The organism is Mesorhizobium sp. M0195 (assembly GCF_040322115.1).
Lineage (GTDB): Bacteria > Pseudomonadota > Alphaproteobacteria > Rhizobiales > Rhizobiaceae > Mesorhizobium.
On record NZ_JAMYSV010000002.1, the window covers coordinates 370,544 to 386,058 of the forward strand.

General features: G+C 63.0%; 13 protein-coding genes. 8 read left to right on the top strand and 5 right to left on the bottom strand.

Features of this window, described 5'->3' with window-relative positions; all coding sequences use genetic code 11:
• Positions 1 to 92: 92 nt before the first annotated feature.
• The 4 genes from NKJ12_RS06640 to NKJ12_RS06655 form a co-directional block, all read right to left on the bottom strand.
• Positions 93 to 1,163, bottom strand: coding sequence for an ABC transporter substrate-binding protein (locus tag NKJ12_RS06640; protein WP_254820399.1), 1,071 nt, complete (start codon positions 1,161 to 1,163; stop codon positions 93 to 95).
• Positions 1,148 to 2,026, bottom strand: a complete 879-nt coding sequence (locus NKJ12_RS06645; protein ID WP_352701672.1) for an ABC transporter permease — start codon at positions 2,024 to 2,026, stop codon at positions 1,148 to 1,150. The genes NKJ12_RS06640 and NKJ12_RS06645 overlap by 16 nt, the downstream gene beginning before the upstream one ends.
• Positions 2,023 to 2,910 (bottom strand): ABC transporter permease, encoded by an 888-nt coding sequence (locus tag NKJ12_RS06650; protein WP_352701674.1) that lies wholly within the window; start codon positions 2,908 to 2,910, stop codon positions 2,023 to 2,025. Before NKJ12_RS06650 ends, NKJ12_RS06645 begins: the two co-directional genes overlap by 4 nt.
• 83 nt (positions 2,911 to 2,993) lie before the next feature.
• Positions 2,994 to 4,277: an NAD(P)/FAD-dependent oxidoreductase gene (locus tag NKJ12_RS06655; RefSeq protein ID WP_352701675.1), complete on the bottom strand. Its 1,284-nt coding sequence runs from the start codon at positions 4,275 to 4,277 to the stop codon at positions 2,994 to 2,996.
• 226 nt (positions 4,278 to 4,503) lie between these two features.
• Between NKJ12_RS06655 and NKJ12_RS06660 the strand changes: the two genes are divergently transcribed.
• The 6 genes from NKJ12_RS06660 (at position 4,504) to NKJ12_RS06685 (ending at position 10,689) form a co-directional block, all read left to right on the top strand.
• On the top strand, positions 4,504 to 5,661 hold the full coding sequence (locus NKJ12_RS06660; RefSeq protein ID WP_352701677.1) for a fumarylacetoacetate hydrolase family protein: 1,158 nt from the start codon (positions 4,504 to 4,506) through the stop codon (positions 5,659 to 5,661).
• Between the two features lie 77 nt (positions 5,662 to 5,738).
• Entirely contained in the window at positions 5,739 to 6,533 is a 795-nt protein-coding gene (locus NKJ12_RS06665) for an SDR family oxidoreductase (protein ID WP_352476604.1), read from the top strand.
• Positions 6,534 to 6,784: 251 nt separating this feature from the next.
• Positions 6,785 to 7,717, top strand: a complete 933-nt coding sequence (locus NKJ12_RS06670; RefSeq protein ID WP_352701679.1) for a sugar ABC transporter substrate-binding protein — start codon at positions 6,785 to 6,787, stop codon at positions 7,715 to 7,717.
• A 106-nt stretch (positions 7,718 to 7,823) separates the two neighbouring features.
• Complete coding sequence (locus NKJ12_RS06675) at positions 7,824 to 8,810, top strand: ABC transporter permease (RefSeq protein ID WP_254820392.1); 987 nt, start codon at positions 7,824 to 7,826, stop codon at positions 8,808 to 8,810.
• Between the two features lie 4 nt (positions 8,811 to 8,814).
• On the top strand, positions 8,815 to 9,609 hold the full coding sequence (locus NKJ12_RS06680) for an ATP-binding cassette domain-containing protein (protein ID WP_352701681.1): 795 nt from the start codon (positions 8,815 to 8,817) through the stop codon (positions 9,607 to 9,609).
• A gap of 57 nt (positions 9,610 to 9,666) precedes the next feature.
• Complete coding sequence (locus NKJ12_RS06685; RefSeq protein WP_352701682.1) at positions 9,667 to 10,689, top strand: LacI family DNA-binding transcriptional regulator; 1,023 nt, start codon at positions 9,667 to 9,669, stop codon at positions 10,687 to 10,689.
• 544 nt (positions 10,690 to 11,233) lie between these two features.
• Here the strand turns inward: NKJ12_RS06685 and NKJ12_RS06690 are convergent.
• Complete coding sequence (locus NKJ12_RS06690; RefSeq protein ID WP_031211029.1) at positions 11,234 to 11,815, bottom strand: TetR/AcrR family transcriptional regulator; 582 nt, start codon at positions 11,813 to 11,815, stop codon at positions 11,234 to 11,236.
• Between the two features lie 251 nt (positions 11,816 to 12,066).
• Between NKJ12_RS06690 and NKJ12_RS06695 the strand changes: the two genes are divergently transcribed.
• Both NKJ12_RS06695 and NKJ12_RS06700 read left to right on the top strand, forming a co-directional pair.
• Positions 12,067 to 12,342 carry a hypothetical protein gene (locus tag NKJ12_RS06695; RefSeq protein WP_254820389.1) on the top strand — a complete coding sequence of 92 codons (276 nt, stop codon included), beginning with the start codon at positions 12,067 to 12,069 and terminating at the stop codon, positions 12,340 to 12,342.
• Positions 12,336 to 15,515, top strand: coding sequence for an efflux RND transporter permease subunit (locus NKJ12_RS06700; RefSeq protein WP_352701685.1), 3,180 nt, complete (start codon positions 12,336 to 12,338; stop codon positions 15,513 to 15,515). The genes NKJ12_RS06695 and NKJ12_RS06700 overlap by 7 nt, the downstream gene beginning before the upstream one ends.

A 15,515-nucleotide genomic window follows, 5' to 3' on the forward strand; every position in this document is an offset into this window, starting at 1 on the left:
GTCGGCCGGAGTGCCGTCGGTGCCATCTGGAACACCCCTCATCCGCCGCCTTCGGCGACACTTCTCCCGCAACGGGAGAAGGAATTGTGAACTCAGCCGCCTGCCTTGACCTTCTCGAACATCTTGGCGAGTTCGTCATTCTGTTTCATCGGCCCGGTGAAGATCGTGGTCTTCAGCATCACCTCGGGATCGGAAGGCAGCTGCAGTTTCTCCAACTCCTCCTTCGGCACGGCGGCGAAAGCCGAGCTGATCGAGCTTCCATAGCCGTAGGCCTGGATCAGATACTTTCCGGAATCCGTCTCCAGCCGGCTGTTGATGAAGTCATAGGCTAGATCGACGTTCTTGGCGTCCTTGAGCATGACGAAGCCGCAAGCCCAGGTCAGCATGCCTTCTTTCGGCTTCATGAACTCGACAGGCACGCCCTGCTTCTTCAGCGAGGTGGCCGAGGCGTTCCAGGTCATGGCCGCGACCAGCTGGCCGCTCGCCAATGCCTGTTCGACCGAGGTCATGTCGGTGGTGTAGTTCGAGAGCAGCGGGCGCTGCTCGCGAAGTTTTTCTGCCACCTTGTCCATCTGTTCCGGCGTCATGTCGAATGGATTGACGCCGGCGAGAAGGGCTGCCACCACCGGTGTGTCGTGGACGGCATCGATGGTCGCCATACGCCCGGCATATTGCTTGTCCCAAAGCAGGTTCCAACTGGCTTCCGGGTTCTTCACCAGATCGGTGCGGTAGAGGATCGAGGTGTTGCCCCAGTCCCATGGCACCATCCAGACCTTGCCGTCGCCGGCCTGCAGGTCGGGCAGGTTCTTGAAGACCGGGAAGATCGAATCCCAGTTCTTGATGCGCTTGGTGTCGATCGGCTGCAGCAGGCCTTCCTTGTTCCAGCGCGCCACCTTGTCATAGCATGGGTGCGCGACATCGGGGCGGAAGCCGGCCTTGACCTTGGTGAAAGCGTCATCGTCGTCGCCAAACATCGAGGCTTCGACACCATCGGGGTGCGCGGCGAGGAAGCTCTTGTTGAAGTCGGGCAGCTCATAGCCCGACCAGGTGAAATATTGCAGCTTGTCCCCGGCAAAGGCGACAGTCGACGCAAGCGCCAGCGCGAAGGCAGCCAGTCCGGTTTTCGCTGTCTTTGCCGTTATTGATTTCAGGTCGAATGCCATTGCAGTTCTCCTCTTTCGGTTTCTTCTGGTTTTGACAGGTTGGCGGGCGCTGACCGCCGGGTGGCAGCAAGCCCGCGATGGCGAAGCATTTCGGCGAGTGCGGCGATGAGGAACGACACGGCCAAGATCGAAGTGCCGAGCGCCATGACGGTCGGCAGCGATTTCGGGAAGCGCAGCTGGCTCCAGATATAAAGCGGCAGCGTCGGCTCGGTGCCGGCAAGGAAGAAGGCGACGATGAACTCGTCGAAGGAGGTCAGGAAGGCCAGCATGAACGCCGAAGTAATGGCCGGCAGGCTGAGCGGCAGCATCACCCGTCTGAAGGTCGTCCAGTCGGAAGCGCCGAGGTCGAGCGCTGCCTCGCGGATGGTCTTCGGGATGGCGGCGAAGCGGCTGCGCATGACCACCACCGTCGTCGGCAGCGCCACCAACACATGGCCGAGCACAATGGCAATGCGCGACGGCCCAAAGCCGGCGAGGTTGACCAGAATGAGCAGCGATATGCCGACGATGACGCCTGGGATCAGGATCGGCAGCCGCGCTATAGCACTGATCGTGGCGGCCAGCGGCGAGCGGCCGTAGAGGTCCATATAGGACACGGTCACGCCGCAGAGTGTTGCGCCAGTGGCAGCAATTGCGCCGATGACGAGGCTGGTGGCAAGCGCGCCGGACAGCGCCGAATTGCCGTAAAGCGTGCCATACCATTCAAGCGTAAAGCCTTGCAGCGGAAACGCCGCCTGGATCGAATTGTTGAAGGAAAACAGCGGGATCAGCAATATCGGCAAATACAGGAATATCAAATAGGCAAGGACATAGGCGCCGAGCCAGCCGCCGCCCTGTTTTGCATCGACACGCGCCTTGTTCATGTGCGGCTGCCGTATCGGCGGTCGGCGAAGCGCACCACCAGCACCACGGCGAGGATGACCAGCATGACGGCGACGGCGAGTGCGGCGCCGAACGGCCAGTCATTTGCCTTGCCGAACTCGGCCTGGATCAGCGTGCCGATCATGGTGCTGGCCGGGCCGCCGACCAACGCCGGGGTGACATAGTCGCCGACGGTCGGCACGAAGACGACGAGGGCCGCCGCCAGCACGCCCGGCATCGAATTGGGCAGCACGATGCGGCGGAAGCTGGTGAACGGTTTTGCGCCGAGATCGGAAGCGGCTTCGAGCAGCGATTTCGGGATCGTGTCCAGCGCCACATAGATGGGCAGGATGGCGAACGGGGCATAAGCGTGGGCAAGCGTGACGATGACCGCTGCCGGCGTATTAAGGAAGGCCAATGTCGGCTCCGACCAGATGCCGCTTTCGATCAGCGCCGAGTTCAGCACGCCATTATAGGCAAGTACGATCTTCCAGGCGAAGACGCGCAGCAGATAACTGGTCCAGAACGGCAGGGTCAGCAGGAACAGCAGCAGCCCACGCCACCGCCCGGCATGGAAAGCCAGATAATAGGCGACAGGATATGCCGTGACGACGGTTGCCAGCGTTACCAGGCCGGCGATGCCCAGCGAGCGCAGCGTAACCGTCCAGTACAGCGGATCGGTGGCCACCGTGACGAAATTCGCAAGGGTGAAACCAGTCCCCAGCAGCGAGCCGTCATTGCCGCGAAAGGCCAGGAAGAACACCAGGCCAAGGGCGAAAAGGATCAGCAGAAAGGTGACGAGCCCGCCCGGCAGCAGCATGGCGAAGCGGAATCCCGGCGAAGACCGGGGTTCCGGCAGCGGCTGCGTTGCGGCGATGGTCGACATCGACTGCCTATGGTATTTGAAATCGGCTAAGCTTTTTTCATATTCGTGAAGCTGTCAAGCTGTTTCACGTTTGGGAATGAACGTCAGCGTTCGAAGGCGTCCAGCATCCGGTACCAGGCGATGGTCGCGGCAACGCCGACCTGCCGAAAGGCGTGAAACGGAATCGGCCGGATCGGCGAGATCGGGAACGGCAATTGCCTGGTGTCGCCGCTCGACAGATAGGAGGCGATGCGCTCGCCAAGCGCGGTCATCAGGCCGATGCCGCGGCCCTGGCAGCCAACCACCGCCAGCAGACCCTTCTCTGGCTCGTGGATATGCGGGAGATGGTCCGGCGTCATTGCCACCCGGCCGAACCAGCGCTTTTCAATGGCCACGTCGGACAGCGCCGGGTAGAGCCGCAGCAGCGCGCGTTCCAGATGCGCCCAGTCGGCCGGGCCGTTCGGCAAGGCCATGCGGCCGCGTCCGCCAAGCACCAGCCGACCATCGGCACTCTTGCGGTAATAGACGAGGATGCGGCGCGAATCCGAAACCGCCTGCCCCTCCGGCAGGATCGCCGCCGCGAGATTGGACGATAGCGGTGCTGTCGCGATCTGAAAGGAATGCAGCGGGATGATCGTCTCGGCAAGGCCGGGAAGCAGGCCGCCGGTATAGGCGTTGGTCGCCAGGACAATCGCCTTGGCCTTGAGTTCGGCGCCGCTTTCCGTAAAAACGTGCCAATTGCCGGCATTCTTGCTGATCTGCATCACGTTCTGGCGCTCGGCGATCTTCACGCTTGCCGCTGCAGCGACGCGCGCCAGTTCCGACGTGTAGGCGAGCGGATCGATGACGCCGGCACGGCGATCGAGCCAGCCGCCGAGATAGCCTTGCGCGCCGGTCATCGTCGCGATCTCCGTCCCGCTAAGCAGCCGGACATCGGCGCCCCGCGCCCGCCACTGCCGATCCCGGTTTGCCGCCGCTTTCAGCGCGGTCTCGGTGTGCGCGGCCTGGATCCAGCCGTTGCGGACGAACGGCACCGCCAGTTTTTCGTCGCGGATCATTTCGAAAACGGCGTCCGCCGTCGAGGCGGCAAAGTTGACGAGCGCCTCACCGCGTTCGAGACCAAAATGCTCCAGCAGCCAGTCCGGATCGTATTTCAGGCCAGGAATAACCTGACCGCCGTTCAGACCGGACGCGCCATTGCCAATTTCGCCGGCCTCCAGCACCTGGACCGCAAGGCCGAGCCGGGCAGCGTGCAAGGCCGTTGACAGCCCCATGATGCCGCCGCCGACGATGACGACATCGACGCATTGGCCTGCAGGAACAAGCGACTGGAACGCAGTGGCTGTCCGCGGCTTCTGCCATATTGGGTCGGAAAACCGTAAGGACAAGGGTCACCTGGGCTGCGCTTTTCAGTGAAAATCCTAATGACGATTTCATGGATTTGACAGCCTGTTTTCGGCTCGCCATTGGCGCAGGGCGAAATCGATTACGATCCAGCAGCGCAAGACGACCTTAACAGATTGACAAAGCTGGCCTTGGAAACCGGATAGACCTTTGCCGGGAATTTGTTGAAAGTGCCGCGGCCCAAGGACAAGACAACAGGAAACGTAAGCCATGACGAACGCCACACATTTGCCCGCCGAAGGCCTCTTTGTAGGCCGCGCCCGGGCGAGCGATGCTTCCCATCCGCTGGTGGTCACGGTGCGTGACGGCACGGTCTTCGACATCACGTCAAATGTGGCACCGACCGTACGCGACGTTTGCGAATTGCCGGATCCGGCAGCGCACGTCCGCTCGGCAAACGGGCGGCCGATCGGCCCGCTCGATGCCATTGCGGCCAACAGTTTCGAGACAGCGCGCGATCCGGGGAAACCGTACCTGCTGTCCCCCGTCGACCTGCAGGCGATCAAGGCGTCTGGCGTCACCTTTGTCGTCAGCCTGCTCGAACGGGTGATCGAGGAGCAGGCGCGCGGTTCGGCGGAAAAGGCCGACGCCATTCGCGCCGACATTGCCGGGCTGATCGGCCACGATCTGTCGAAGCTCAAGCCCGGCTCGCCGGAAGCGATGGAGATCAAGGCCAAGCTGATTGCGCGCGGCGCCTGGTCGCAATATCTGGAAGTCGGCATCGGCCCCGATGCCGAGATCTTCACCAAATGCCAGCCGATGGCCTCGGTCGGCTTCGGCGCCGATGTCGGCCTGCATCCGGTTTCGACATGGAACAATCCGGAGCCGGAGATCGCCATGATCGCCGCGAGCAGCGGCAGGATCGTCGGGGCGACGATCGGCAACGACGTCAACCTGCGCGACGTCGAGGGGCGCTCGGCGCTGCTGCTCGGCAAAGCCAAGGACAACAACGCTTCGGCAGCACTTGGCCCCTTTATCCGGCTGTTCGATGAGACATTTTCCATCGGCGACGTGAAGCAGGCGATCGTACGGTTGAAAGTCGAAGGCGAGGATGGGTTCTCGCTGGAGGGCGCCAGTTCGATGGCCGAGATCAGCCGCTCGCCAGAAGAGTTGGTCGCCGCCGCCATGGGGCCACATCACCAATACCCGGACGGGCTGGCGCTCTATCTCGGCACGATGTTCGTGCCGTCGAAGGATCGCGGCGAAACAGGCAAAGGCTTTACCCACAAGGTCGGCGACATCGTCACCATATCCTCGGAGAAGTTCGGCGCCTTGGTCAACCGCGTGCGGCTGTCGCCCGACTGCCCACACTGGACCTATGGCGCCAGCCATCTGATGCGCGACCTCGCAAGGGCCGACCTCATCTAGTCCCCCAGCCTAACATCCGATAGATCTAGAATTCTCTGATTGGAAATTACCTGCTCGTCGGCATTCGGGAGAGTCCATTGATCGTCGCTCTTGAGGGCAAGACCCTTGTCGTTACCGGCGGGACGCAAGGGCTTGGCGAGACCATCGCCCGGCTGGCCTCAGCCGGCGGCGGCGAAGGGATCGCCATTGTCGGCCGCAATGCCGAGCGTGGCGCACGCATCGCCGAAGAGCTTTCACGACCAAGCCGGCCCGTCGTCTTCATCCAGGCCGAGCTTGGAGATCCGGCCGCGCCTGCAGCTGTCATGGCGGAAGCGATCAAAAGACTCGGCCGCATCGATTGTCTGGTGAACGCCGCGGCCCTCACCGACCGGGCCTCGCTGGAAACTGGCACAATCGACGACTGGGACAGGTTGTTTTCCGTCAATGCGCGCGCGCCGTTCTTCCTCATGCAAGCGGCCGTAGCCGACATGAAGACACGGCGGGCGGCGGGCGCCATCGTCAACATACTGTCGGTGAATGCGCATTGCGGTGCGCCGGACCTTGCCATCTATTCCGCCACCAAGGGCGCGCTTTCGACGCTGACCAGAAACATTGCCAACGCGCATCTTTCCGATCGCATCCGCGTCAACGGCATCAACATGGGCTGGGTAGCGACGCCGGCCGAACAAGAGATGCAGGCGCGCACGCTGGGCAAGGGCGAAAACTGGGCAAAGATCGCCGCCGCCGGCCTGCCGCTTGGTCGATTGCTGACCATGGACGAAGTCGCCCAGCTAACGCTGTTCCTGCTCAGCGACGCCTCCGGGCTGATGACCGGGACGCTTATCGACCTAGAGCAATCCGTGCTCGGCGCGCCGCCGCGCGGCATTGCGTGACGTCGCAGGGCCGATCGTCGGCCGCCTGGAAAATATCAGCCAAACTGATGCAATCTGATGGGATTGCTGATGGCGTCGTGCATTGCGCCAACGTCCATTGGCGGATGGAGGCTTGCCATCGATCGAAAAAGGGAATGCTCTAATGCGCCCAGGTCGACGCTGGCAAAATGCGACCACCGTTTTGGCCGCGCACGGCCTTTCGCGGTGATCGTCGTCGGAGGAGGAGTTCGGTTCAAATGGGAGGAAATCACATGCTGACGAGGCTAAGACTGATTGTACTTGGCTTGGTAGTGGCGCTGGCCATTCCGGCCGCGGCACAGGCCAAGACGTTCTACTGGATTTCGCATGGCGGCCCGGCCGATCCGGTCTGGACCTACTTCCTTGCCGGGGCCAAGCAATGGGCGGCGGACACCGGCAACACTGTCAACACATCGTTCCACAATGGCGACGTGGCGTCGCAGCAGGAGGCTATTCGCGCCGCGATTTCCGCCAAGGCCGACGGCATCACCACGACCAGCCCTGATCCGGGCAGCCTTGTCGAGATCGTCAAGGAGGCGCGGGCGGCGAACATCCCGATCATCAACTTCAACACGCCCGACCCGAAGGCGGACTTCAATGCCTATGTCGGCGGCGACAACGTCACCTTCGGCAAGCACTGGGCGCAGTATCTGGTCGACAAGGGCCTTGTGAAGAAGGGCGACTTCGTCTGGATGCCGGTCGAGATTCCCGGCGCCACCTATGGCGTCCAGGAAGAGGAAGGCATCAAGAGCGTGTTCGAGCCGCTCGGCATCACCTACGAGATCACCGAAGCGACGCTCGACCAGGCCGAAGTGATTAACCGCATGGTCGATTACCTCACCGCCAACAGGGCCAAGGTCAAGGCGGTTATCGGCCTCGGCGACCTGGTCACCGGTTCGATCAAGCGGGTGTTCGACCAGGTCGGCGTCAAGCCGGGCGAAATCCCGGTCGTCGGCTGGGGCAACTCGCTCGACACCACTCAGGAAGTGCTGAACGGCTACGTCAATGCCGCGCAGTGGCAGGATCCGCAGGCGACCAGCTACGTCGCGCTCTCGCTCGCCAACATGGCGGCAAGCGGTATCCCGCCAGGCTTCGACGTGATCACCGGCGCGCTCTACGAGAAGGACACCGCCGCGGTATACGACAAGATCCTGTCCGGCAAATAGGTCCGCGATCGAGTTGGTCACGGCCGCTTCGGCGGCCGTGACCGTCTCATCATTCCGCCGAACCGCTTGCGGTCTCGGCCAAATCCAATCCTATCGCGGGTCCAAGGTGGAAAATCGTTCTCTTATCCAACGCTCGATCGCGCGGCCTGAGTTCGGGCCGTTCGTGCTGCTCGTCATCGAGATCGCCGTGTTCTGGGGCATCAACCACGACTTCCTGTCGCCGCAAAACATCTCGAACACGCTGGCCTTCACGGTCGAACTCGGGCTGATCGCGCTGGCGATGACGCTGTTGATGACATCAGGCGAATTCGACCTCTCGGTCGGCTCGGTGTTCGGCTTCTCGCCGGTCCTGATGTGGACCTTGTTCAACAGCGGCGTCGCCTCGCTCGAAGCCGCCTTCGTCGTTGCGCTGGTGGTCGCTGCCTTCATCGGACTGGTCAATGGCTGGTTCGTGACGCAGCTCAAGATCCCGTCCTTCCTGGTGACGCTTGGCATGCTGCTGGTGGTGCGCGGCACCGCTTTGTTCGTCACCAGCGGGTTTCCGCAGCGGACCTGGAGCGCCGAGGGCAGCTGGCTGGCGGAAGCCCTGGTCGGCGATTTCTTCATCGGGCCGTTCCGTATCTATATGTCGCTGTTCTGGTTCATCGCCGCCGCAATCGCGCTCGGCTACGTGCTGACGCAGAGCCGGACCGGCAACTGGATCCAGGCGGCCGGCGGCAACCCGAGTGCTGCAAGGGCGCGCGGCGTCAATGTCAGCGGCGTCAAGATCGGCCTGTTCATCCTGTCGTCGATCCTGGCCTCGCTCGCCGGCGTCATCTCCTCGCTGCGTACCTCGGCGGCCAACCCCAACAGCGGCACCGGCTACGAGCTCGAAGTCATCGCCATGGTGGTGATCGGCGGCACGGCGCTGACCGGCGGGCGCGGTACAATCATCGGCACGGTGCTCGGTATCCTGATCCTGCGCGTGATGCGCAACGGCATCGTGCTGATCGGTGTGCCGGGCCTTGCCTACAACATCTTCATCGGCGCCATCATCCTCGGCATGATGGCGCTCCACTCATGGCTGGAACGCCGGCATCAGGCAGGGACTTGAGACGATGGTCGAGCCACTGATCCGCATGACGAACATCCGCAAGTCCTATGGGCGCGTGCAGGCGCTGATTGATGCCAATTTCCATGTCAACGAAAGAGAGATCGTCGGACTGCTCGGCGACAACGGCGCCGGCAAGTCGACGCTGATCAAGGTGCTGTCGGGCGCGGTCCCGCTGACCAGCGGCGACATCTTTATCCGTGGCAAGAAGGTGAATTTGCGCAGTACCAGCGACGCCATCGCCCATGGCATCGAGACGATCTACCAGGATTCCGCGTTGGTGACGCAGCTGTCGATCGCCCGTAACCTGTTCCTCGGACGCGAGCCGATCAAGCCGCCGCGTTTCCTCAACCGCATGGACCAGGAGGCGATGAACGTGGTTGCCCGTGACCTGCTCAAGCAGGTCGGCATCTCGAAGAACATCCCGCCGACGACGCCGATCGGCTCACTCTCCGGCGGCGAGCGGCAGGCGGTGGCGATTGCGCGCGCCATGCATTTCGACAGCGACCTTATCATCCTAGACGAGCCGACCAACAATCTCGGCGTCGCCGAAACGCAAGGGGTGCTGAGCTTCGTGCGCAGTGCCCGCGATTCCGGCCATTCCTGCATCTTCATCGCCCACAACATCCATCATGTCTTCCAGGTGGTCGACCGCATCGTCGTCATGCGCCGCGGCAAGGTGGTCGCCGACGATATCGACCCGAAGAAGACCAGCGTCGCCGAAGTCGAGCGCGTCATCACCGGCATGTCGGACAAGGAGATCCGTGACGCGCTGGCCGAGGGCACGCAACGGCCCGGGTGAGCAGCCGGGCCGGGCTTATCGTCGAGGCACTGGATCGCATCGCCACATGGTTGCGACATGAAAGCCACCGTTTCGGATATTGCCAGGAGCTGCGGCCTGTCGACCGCGACGGTCGACCGTGTGCTCAACAACCGGCCGGGGGCGAGTGCCGCCAACCGGCAGCGCGTGATGGAGGCGGCCAAGCAGCTCGGCTATCTGCCGGTCGTCGACCAGGTCGCGTTGCCCTCGCGGCCGGCACATCTCGAATTCTTCCTGCCGATGGGCAGCAATGCCTTCATGGCCGATCTGGCCAGGCACATCGAGGATTATGCGGCGCGCCTGCCGCTGGTCGCCTCCTGCCGCATCCACAAGCTCACCGGCATCTCGCCGAGTGCCTTGCAGATGGCCGTCGAAAACCTCTCTCTCAAGGCGAACGGTGTCGGCGTCATCGCCATCGACCATCCGAGAACGCGCAACATCTTGCGCGAGATCGTCGAGGCCGGCATCCGCCTGGTCACGCTGGTTTCCGACGTTCCCGGCGCGCCGCGCTCAGCTTATGTCGGCATCGACAACAGAGTGGCCGGCCGCACCGCGGCGCTGCTGATGGGACGTTTCCTCGGCGGCCGCCAGGGCCATTTGGCGATGGTGGTCGGATCACGCTCCTATCGCGGCCATGAGGAACGCGAGATGGGCTTTCGCTCCGTGCTCGGCGAGGAGTTCCCCAACCTGGCCGTCACCAGCGCCGTCGAGATCAACGACGAGCCGGAGGTCAGTTATACCGCGACCATGAAGGCGCTGCACAACGAGCCGGAGCTGCTCGGCATCTACTGTATCGGGGCCGGGCGCTCGGGCGTGGCAAAAGCATTGCTCGAAGCCAGGCCGCGGACGAAGCCGGTGTTCATCTGCCATGACCTGACGCGCGAGACGCGCGGCTATCTGGTCGACGATCTGCTCGACGTCGTCATCGACCAGAATGCGCGGCTGATCGCCGAACAGTCGGTCATTCGCCTGCTCGGCTCGATCGCCTCGTCGGCGCCCTATCTGACGCGGAAATTCATCGAGCCGCGCCTGATCTTCAAGGAAAATGTCCCGGTGCAGTGATGTCGTGCGGGGGCGATGGTCGCTCGGGCCTTGATCGTTAAAATTCGGTTGATACCGCAAATCTGCACATCACCTATGCAACTTTTTTGGTTGCCGAATCATTGGGCAATTGATAGTTTCGCAGGTGTCGGCCATCTACTCCTCCCAGATGCGATGCCGACGCTGAGTGCGGTACACCTCCTCCCGTGCCGTATTCGAAATCGAGCCCGCTGCCACCTCCTCCCGGCAGCGGGCTTTTTTTGTTCCGGCGCCGGGATAGCGGGCGATGCTGGGATCGTGACTGACACCGGACACGATTGCTGATCCGCGGATCGATGAGCTTCGCTGCGACCGCCGCGGCTTATCGGGCGAAATCCTGTCACACTTGTCACTCTCACCGGTTCGCCAACGGCCCTATCCTGCCTGACGACCAGCAAACAACGCCGCGCCAGCAATGCTGTTGCGGCAAGGGCGACGCGAGATGGAACATCGCGATGGGACGAGACGTCGCCCAGCGGCACGGCGCGCAATCAAAACGCCGCGGATCGTTTCGCCGCTTGCGAGATTATCTGGCCCTGAAAGAAGTGATCAGGCCTTCCGCCATGCGGACGAACTGCGCGCTCGGGCCCTCGGCGCCGACGCTTTGCAGGCTGACGCGGGCGCCCTCGAGCAGAAGCGACAGCGTATCGGCGAGAAGCTCGGCCTGTCCGATACCCGCATCGCGACACAGCGAGACCAGACGCTCGCGCTGCGCTTCCTTGAGTTCCTTGATCACTTGCCTTGCCGGATGATCGGCCTCGCTCAGCTCGATGGCGGCGTTGGCCATGTCGCAACCGCGGCGATCCGACATCAGGCAATCGGCCGCCATCCGGACCCAGGCGTGCAGCTGCGCCAGCTTGTCGCCCGGATTCTCCGCCTCGAACTTCTCCCACATCGCGTTGGCGCTGCAGGCGGTCGCCCGCAGACATTCGATGATCAGGTCGTCCTTGGACTCGAAATGCCGGTAGAGCGTCATCTTGTTGGTGCCGGCGGCCTCGGTGATGGCGTCGATGCCGACGCCGCGAATGCCATGCTTGTGAAACATGTCCCGTGCCGTCTCAAGGATCCTGTCCCGGGGGCGAACACGCTCCACAACACCGTCTGTCATCAAAACCTCCGTGATTGCGTTTCCGAAATTCCCTCGGTGCACCTCTTGACTAGGGTGTTACCGGTCTGTAACGTTAGCGATGTTACTTACCTGTAACACCCGCATTGCATCATGTCAAACTCGCAAGTGCCGGCCATCAGCCCCGCCCCGATCGGCAAGGGCACGAACCGCACCGCACGGCCTCGGCCGGCGAGCAAGAGAACACCCGATCCGCGGCTCGCCGCGGATCGCCAAAACCAGGAGCCGCTTCGATGTCGCAGCGCAATGATCTGACGATCGATGAAGTCGTGAGGGATCCGATGATCCGCATGCTGATGAAAGCCGACCGCGTCGACCCGCGGTCTTTCGAGGCGATGCTGCGTACGCTGGCGGACGAGCAGGCCGAGCGCCGCAATGCGCCGCGTCGCCCCCTGCAAGATTTCGGCTTTCTCGAAGATTCCGGCTCGACGCGCAGCCGGCGACTGTCCAGGGTGGCCAAGGCCTTCGGCCGGGCCAGAGCATCGGGCGAGGCGTGCATCTCATGGTAAACTTCTTCATCCATCGTCCGATCTTTGCGTCGGCGATCGCCATCATCATGGTGCTCGCCGGGGGAATCTCTTATTTCCTTCTGCCGGTCTCGCAATTTCCCGACATCACGCCGCCCCAGGTCGTGGTCAGTGCTCACTACCCGGGCGCCAGCGCGCAGGTCGTCGCCGACACGGTGACGACACCGCTCGAACAGCAGATCAACGGCGTCCAAGGCATGATCTATATGTCGTCGTCGAGCTCCAATGACGGCTCGTCGACGATCACCATCACCTTCGACGTCGGCTACGATCTGAGCACGGCGGCCGTCGACGTCCAGAACCGCGTTTCGCAGGCGGCTTCCTCGCTGCCGGCCATCGTCAATCAGGGCGGCGTGACGATCAAGAAGCAGAACCCGAACTTCGTCCTGATCGTCGACCTCACCTCGCCGGACGGTTCCGTCAATCCGGTCGCGCTGAGCAATCTCGCCTATCTGCAGGTGGTCGATCCGCTGAAGCGGCTGCCCGGCGTCGGCGACGTGCAGATCTTCGGCGAGCGGCGCTATTCGATGCGCATTTGGCTCGACCCCGACAAGCTCGCCAATCTCGGCATTACTGCCGTCGACGTGCAGAACGCCGTCGCCGAGCAGAACGTCCAGGTGGCGGCCGGCAAGATCGGGCAATCACCGGCTCCGGCCGGCACTGCCTTCGAGATGCAGGTCAACGCCGTCGGCAGGCTGAGCGATCCCAAGGAGTTCGGCGACATCGTCGTACGGGCCAATACCGCCAACGGCTCGCTGGTCAGGCTGCGCGACGTTGCCCGCATCGAACTCGGTGCGCTGCAATATTCGTCGTCGGCCTTCTTCGGCAAGGACCCGACGGTGGTGCTCGCGGTCTACCAGATGCCGGGCTCCAACGCGCTCGATCTGCAGCAGCGCGTCAAGGACAAGATGCAGGAGCTGTCGGGCCGTTTCCCGAAGGGCGTCAGCTACGCCATGCATTACGATACGACACGTTTCGTTTCGGCCTCAATGCACGACGTGCTGATCACGCTCGGCGAAGCGCTGGTCCTGGTCGTCGCCGTGGTGTTCATCTTCCTGCAAAGCTGGCGCACCACGATCATCCCGACGATCGCAATTCCGGTGTCGCTGGTAACGACGCTGGCCGTCATGCATATGCTTGGCTTCTCGCTGAACATGCTCAGCCTGCTCGGCATGGTGCTGGCGATCGGCCTCGTCGTCGACGACGCCATCGTCGTCGTCGAGAATGTCGAACGCCAACTTGAGGCCGGCCTCAAACCTCTGGCTGCCACGCGCACGGCGATGGCCGAGGTCACTGGCCCGATCATCGCCACGACCGCCGTGCTGATGGCCGTGTTCGTGCCGGTCGCCTTCATTCCCGGCGTGTCCGGCCGACTCTACAACCAGTTCGCCCTGACCGTGGCGATCTCCTTCGGCATCTCGGCCTTCGTCTCGCTGACGCTTACCCCGTCGCTCAGCGCCGCCTTCCTGCGCCACCGGCCGGAAACACAGTTCGTGCTGTTCCGCTGGTTCAACATGGGCTTCGAACGGCTGGCGCATGCCTATGCGAATGGCGTACGCATTCTCATCCGCCTGCGCTGGATCATGCTCGGCGTGTTCGCGGCCGGACTTGTCGCGACCTATTTCGTCTGGCAGCGCCTGCCGTCGACCTTCCTTCCGGTCGAGGACCAGGGCTATTTCTTCGTCGTCATCCAGCTCCCGGACGGGGCCTCGCTGGAACGCACCGATGCGGTGGCGCAAAAGGCGCGCGACATCCTGCAAAACACGCCCGGCGTCGACATCGTCGGCTCGATCAGCGGCTTGAATTTCCTGACCAGTGCCGCGCAGTCGAACTCGGCGGTCGAATTCGCGATCCTGAAGCCATGGGACGAACGCGGCCCCGACCAGAGCGCCTCGAAACTCGTCGCCGACGTGCGCAACAAGCTGCTGCAAATTCCGGAGGCTTTTGCGCTGAGCTTCGACCCGCCGTCGATCCCGGGCATCGGCACCACCGGTGGCTTCGAGTTCCAGGTCGAGGACCTGACCGGCCGCGGCAGCGTGGCGCTCAACGATGCGACGCAAGCCGTGATTGCCGAGGCGCGCAAGCAGCCGGAGCTCAACCCGCAGCAATTGTTCTCGTCGTTCTCGACCTCGACGCCGCAGTTCAACTACGATCTCGATCGCGCCAAGGCGAAGCTGCTCGGGCTCAACCTGCCGGACGTCTTCAACACGCTGCAGATCTATCTCGGCTCGCTCTATGTGAACGATTTCAACCTGTTCGGCCGCACCTTCCGGGTGACGATCCAGGCCGACAAGGACTCTCGCGCCGGTCCGGCCGACATATCGCGGCTCTATGTCCGCAATGCGTCGGGTGGCATGGTGCCGTTGAGCACGTTGGGCAAGCTTGTGCCGATCGTCGGCCCCGAGACCGTGCCGCATTACAACAACAATGCGTCGGCGCTGATCAATGGCGGCGCCGCCCCCGGCTTTTCGTCCGGCCAGGCGGTGGCGGCAATGGAGCGTGCCGCTGCCACGGCATTGCCGAGAGATTTCGGCTACGAATGGACCGGCATCACCTATCAGGAGCTCAAGGCAGGATCGATCGCATCCGTCGTCTTCGGCCTTGCAATCGTCTTCGTCTTCCTGATCCTCGCCGCGCAGTATGAGAGCTGGGCGATGCCGTTCATGGTGCTGCTGGCGGTGCCGCTCGCATTGTTCGGTGCGTTCGTCGTGCTGTGGCTGCGCGGCATGCAGATCGACGTCTATTCGCAGATCGGCTTCGTCATGCTGATCGGACTGGCGGCCAAGAACGCGATTCTGATCGTGGAGTTTGCCCGGCGTCGGCGCGAAGAAGGCCTCAGCATCGTCGACGCCGCAATGGAAGCGGCGCGGCTTCGGCTGCGACCGATCCTGATGACCGCCTTCGCCTTCATCCTCGGCGTGCTGCCGCTGATGTTCGCCACAGGTGCGGGTGCCGCAAGCCGGCAGTCGATCGGCACCACCGTCTTTGGCGGCATGGTCGCGGCGACGATCCTGTCGCTGGTGTTCGTGCCGGTCTTCTATGCGGTGATCGAGCAACTGCGCGAGCGCCGCAGCGAGAGCGAACCGGTTTCCGAAGCGACCGAACAACCAACTGCCGAACCCGCCTTCGAGCCCCTGGCCGAAGCGGCTGAATAG

Excerpts from the sequence above, each read along its gene's own strand:
- NKJ12_RS06685 (WP_352701682.1), top strand. The coding sequence starts at position 9,667 with ATGAAAGCCACCGTTTCGGATATTGCCAGGAGCTGCGGCCTGTCGACC.
- NKJ12_RS06680 (WP_352701681.1), top strand. The coding sequence starts at position 8,815 with ATGGTCGAGCCACTGATCCGCATGACGAACATCCGCAAGTCCTATGGG.
- NKJ12_RS06640 (WP_254820399.1), bottom strand. The coding sequence starts at position 1,163 with ATGGCATTCGACCTGAAATCAATAACGGCAAAGACAGCGAAAACCGGA.
- NKJ12_RS06695 (WP_254820389.1), top strand. The coding sequence starts at position 12,067 with ATGTCGCAGCGCAATGATCTGACGATCGATGAAGTCGTGAGGGATCCG.
- NKJ12_RS06670 (WP_352701679.1), top strand. The coding sequence starts at position 6,785 with ATGCTGACGAGGCTAAGACTGATTGTACTTGGCTTGGTAGTGGCGCTG.
- NKJ12_RS06660 (WP_352701677.1), top strand. The coding sequence starts at position 4,504 with ATGACGAACGCCACACATTTGCCCGCCGAAGGCCTCTTTGTAGGCCGC.
- NKJ12_RS06700 (WP_352701685.1), top strand. The coding sequence starts at position 12,336 with ATGGTAAACTTCTTCATCCATCGTCCGATCTTTGCGTCGGCGATCGCC.
- NKJ12_RS06690 (WP_031211029.1), bottom strand. The coding sequence starts at position 11,815 with ATGACAGACGGTGTTGTGGAGCGTGTTCGCCCCCGGGACAGGATCCTT.
- NKJ12_RS06645 (WP_352701672.1), bottom strand. The coding sequence starts at position 2,026 with ATGAACAAGGCGCGTGTCGATGCAAAACAGGGCGGCGGCTGGCTCGGC.
- NKJ12_RS06650 (WP_352701674.1), bottom strand. The coding sequence starts at position 2,910 with ATGTCGACCATCGCCGCAACGCAGCCGCTGCCGGAACCCCGGTCTTCG.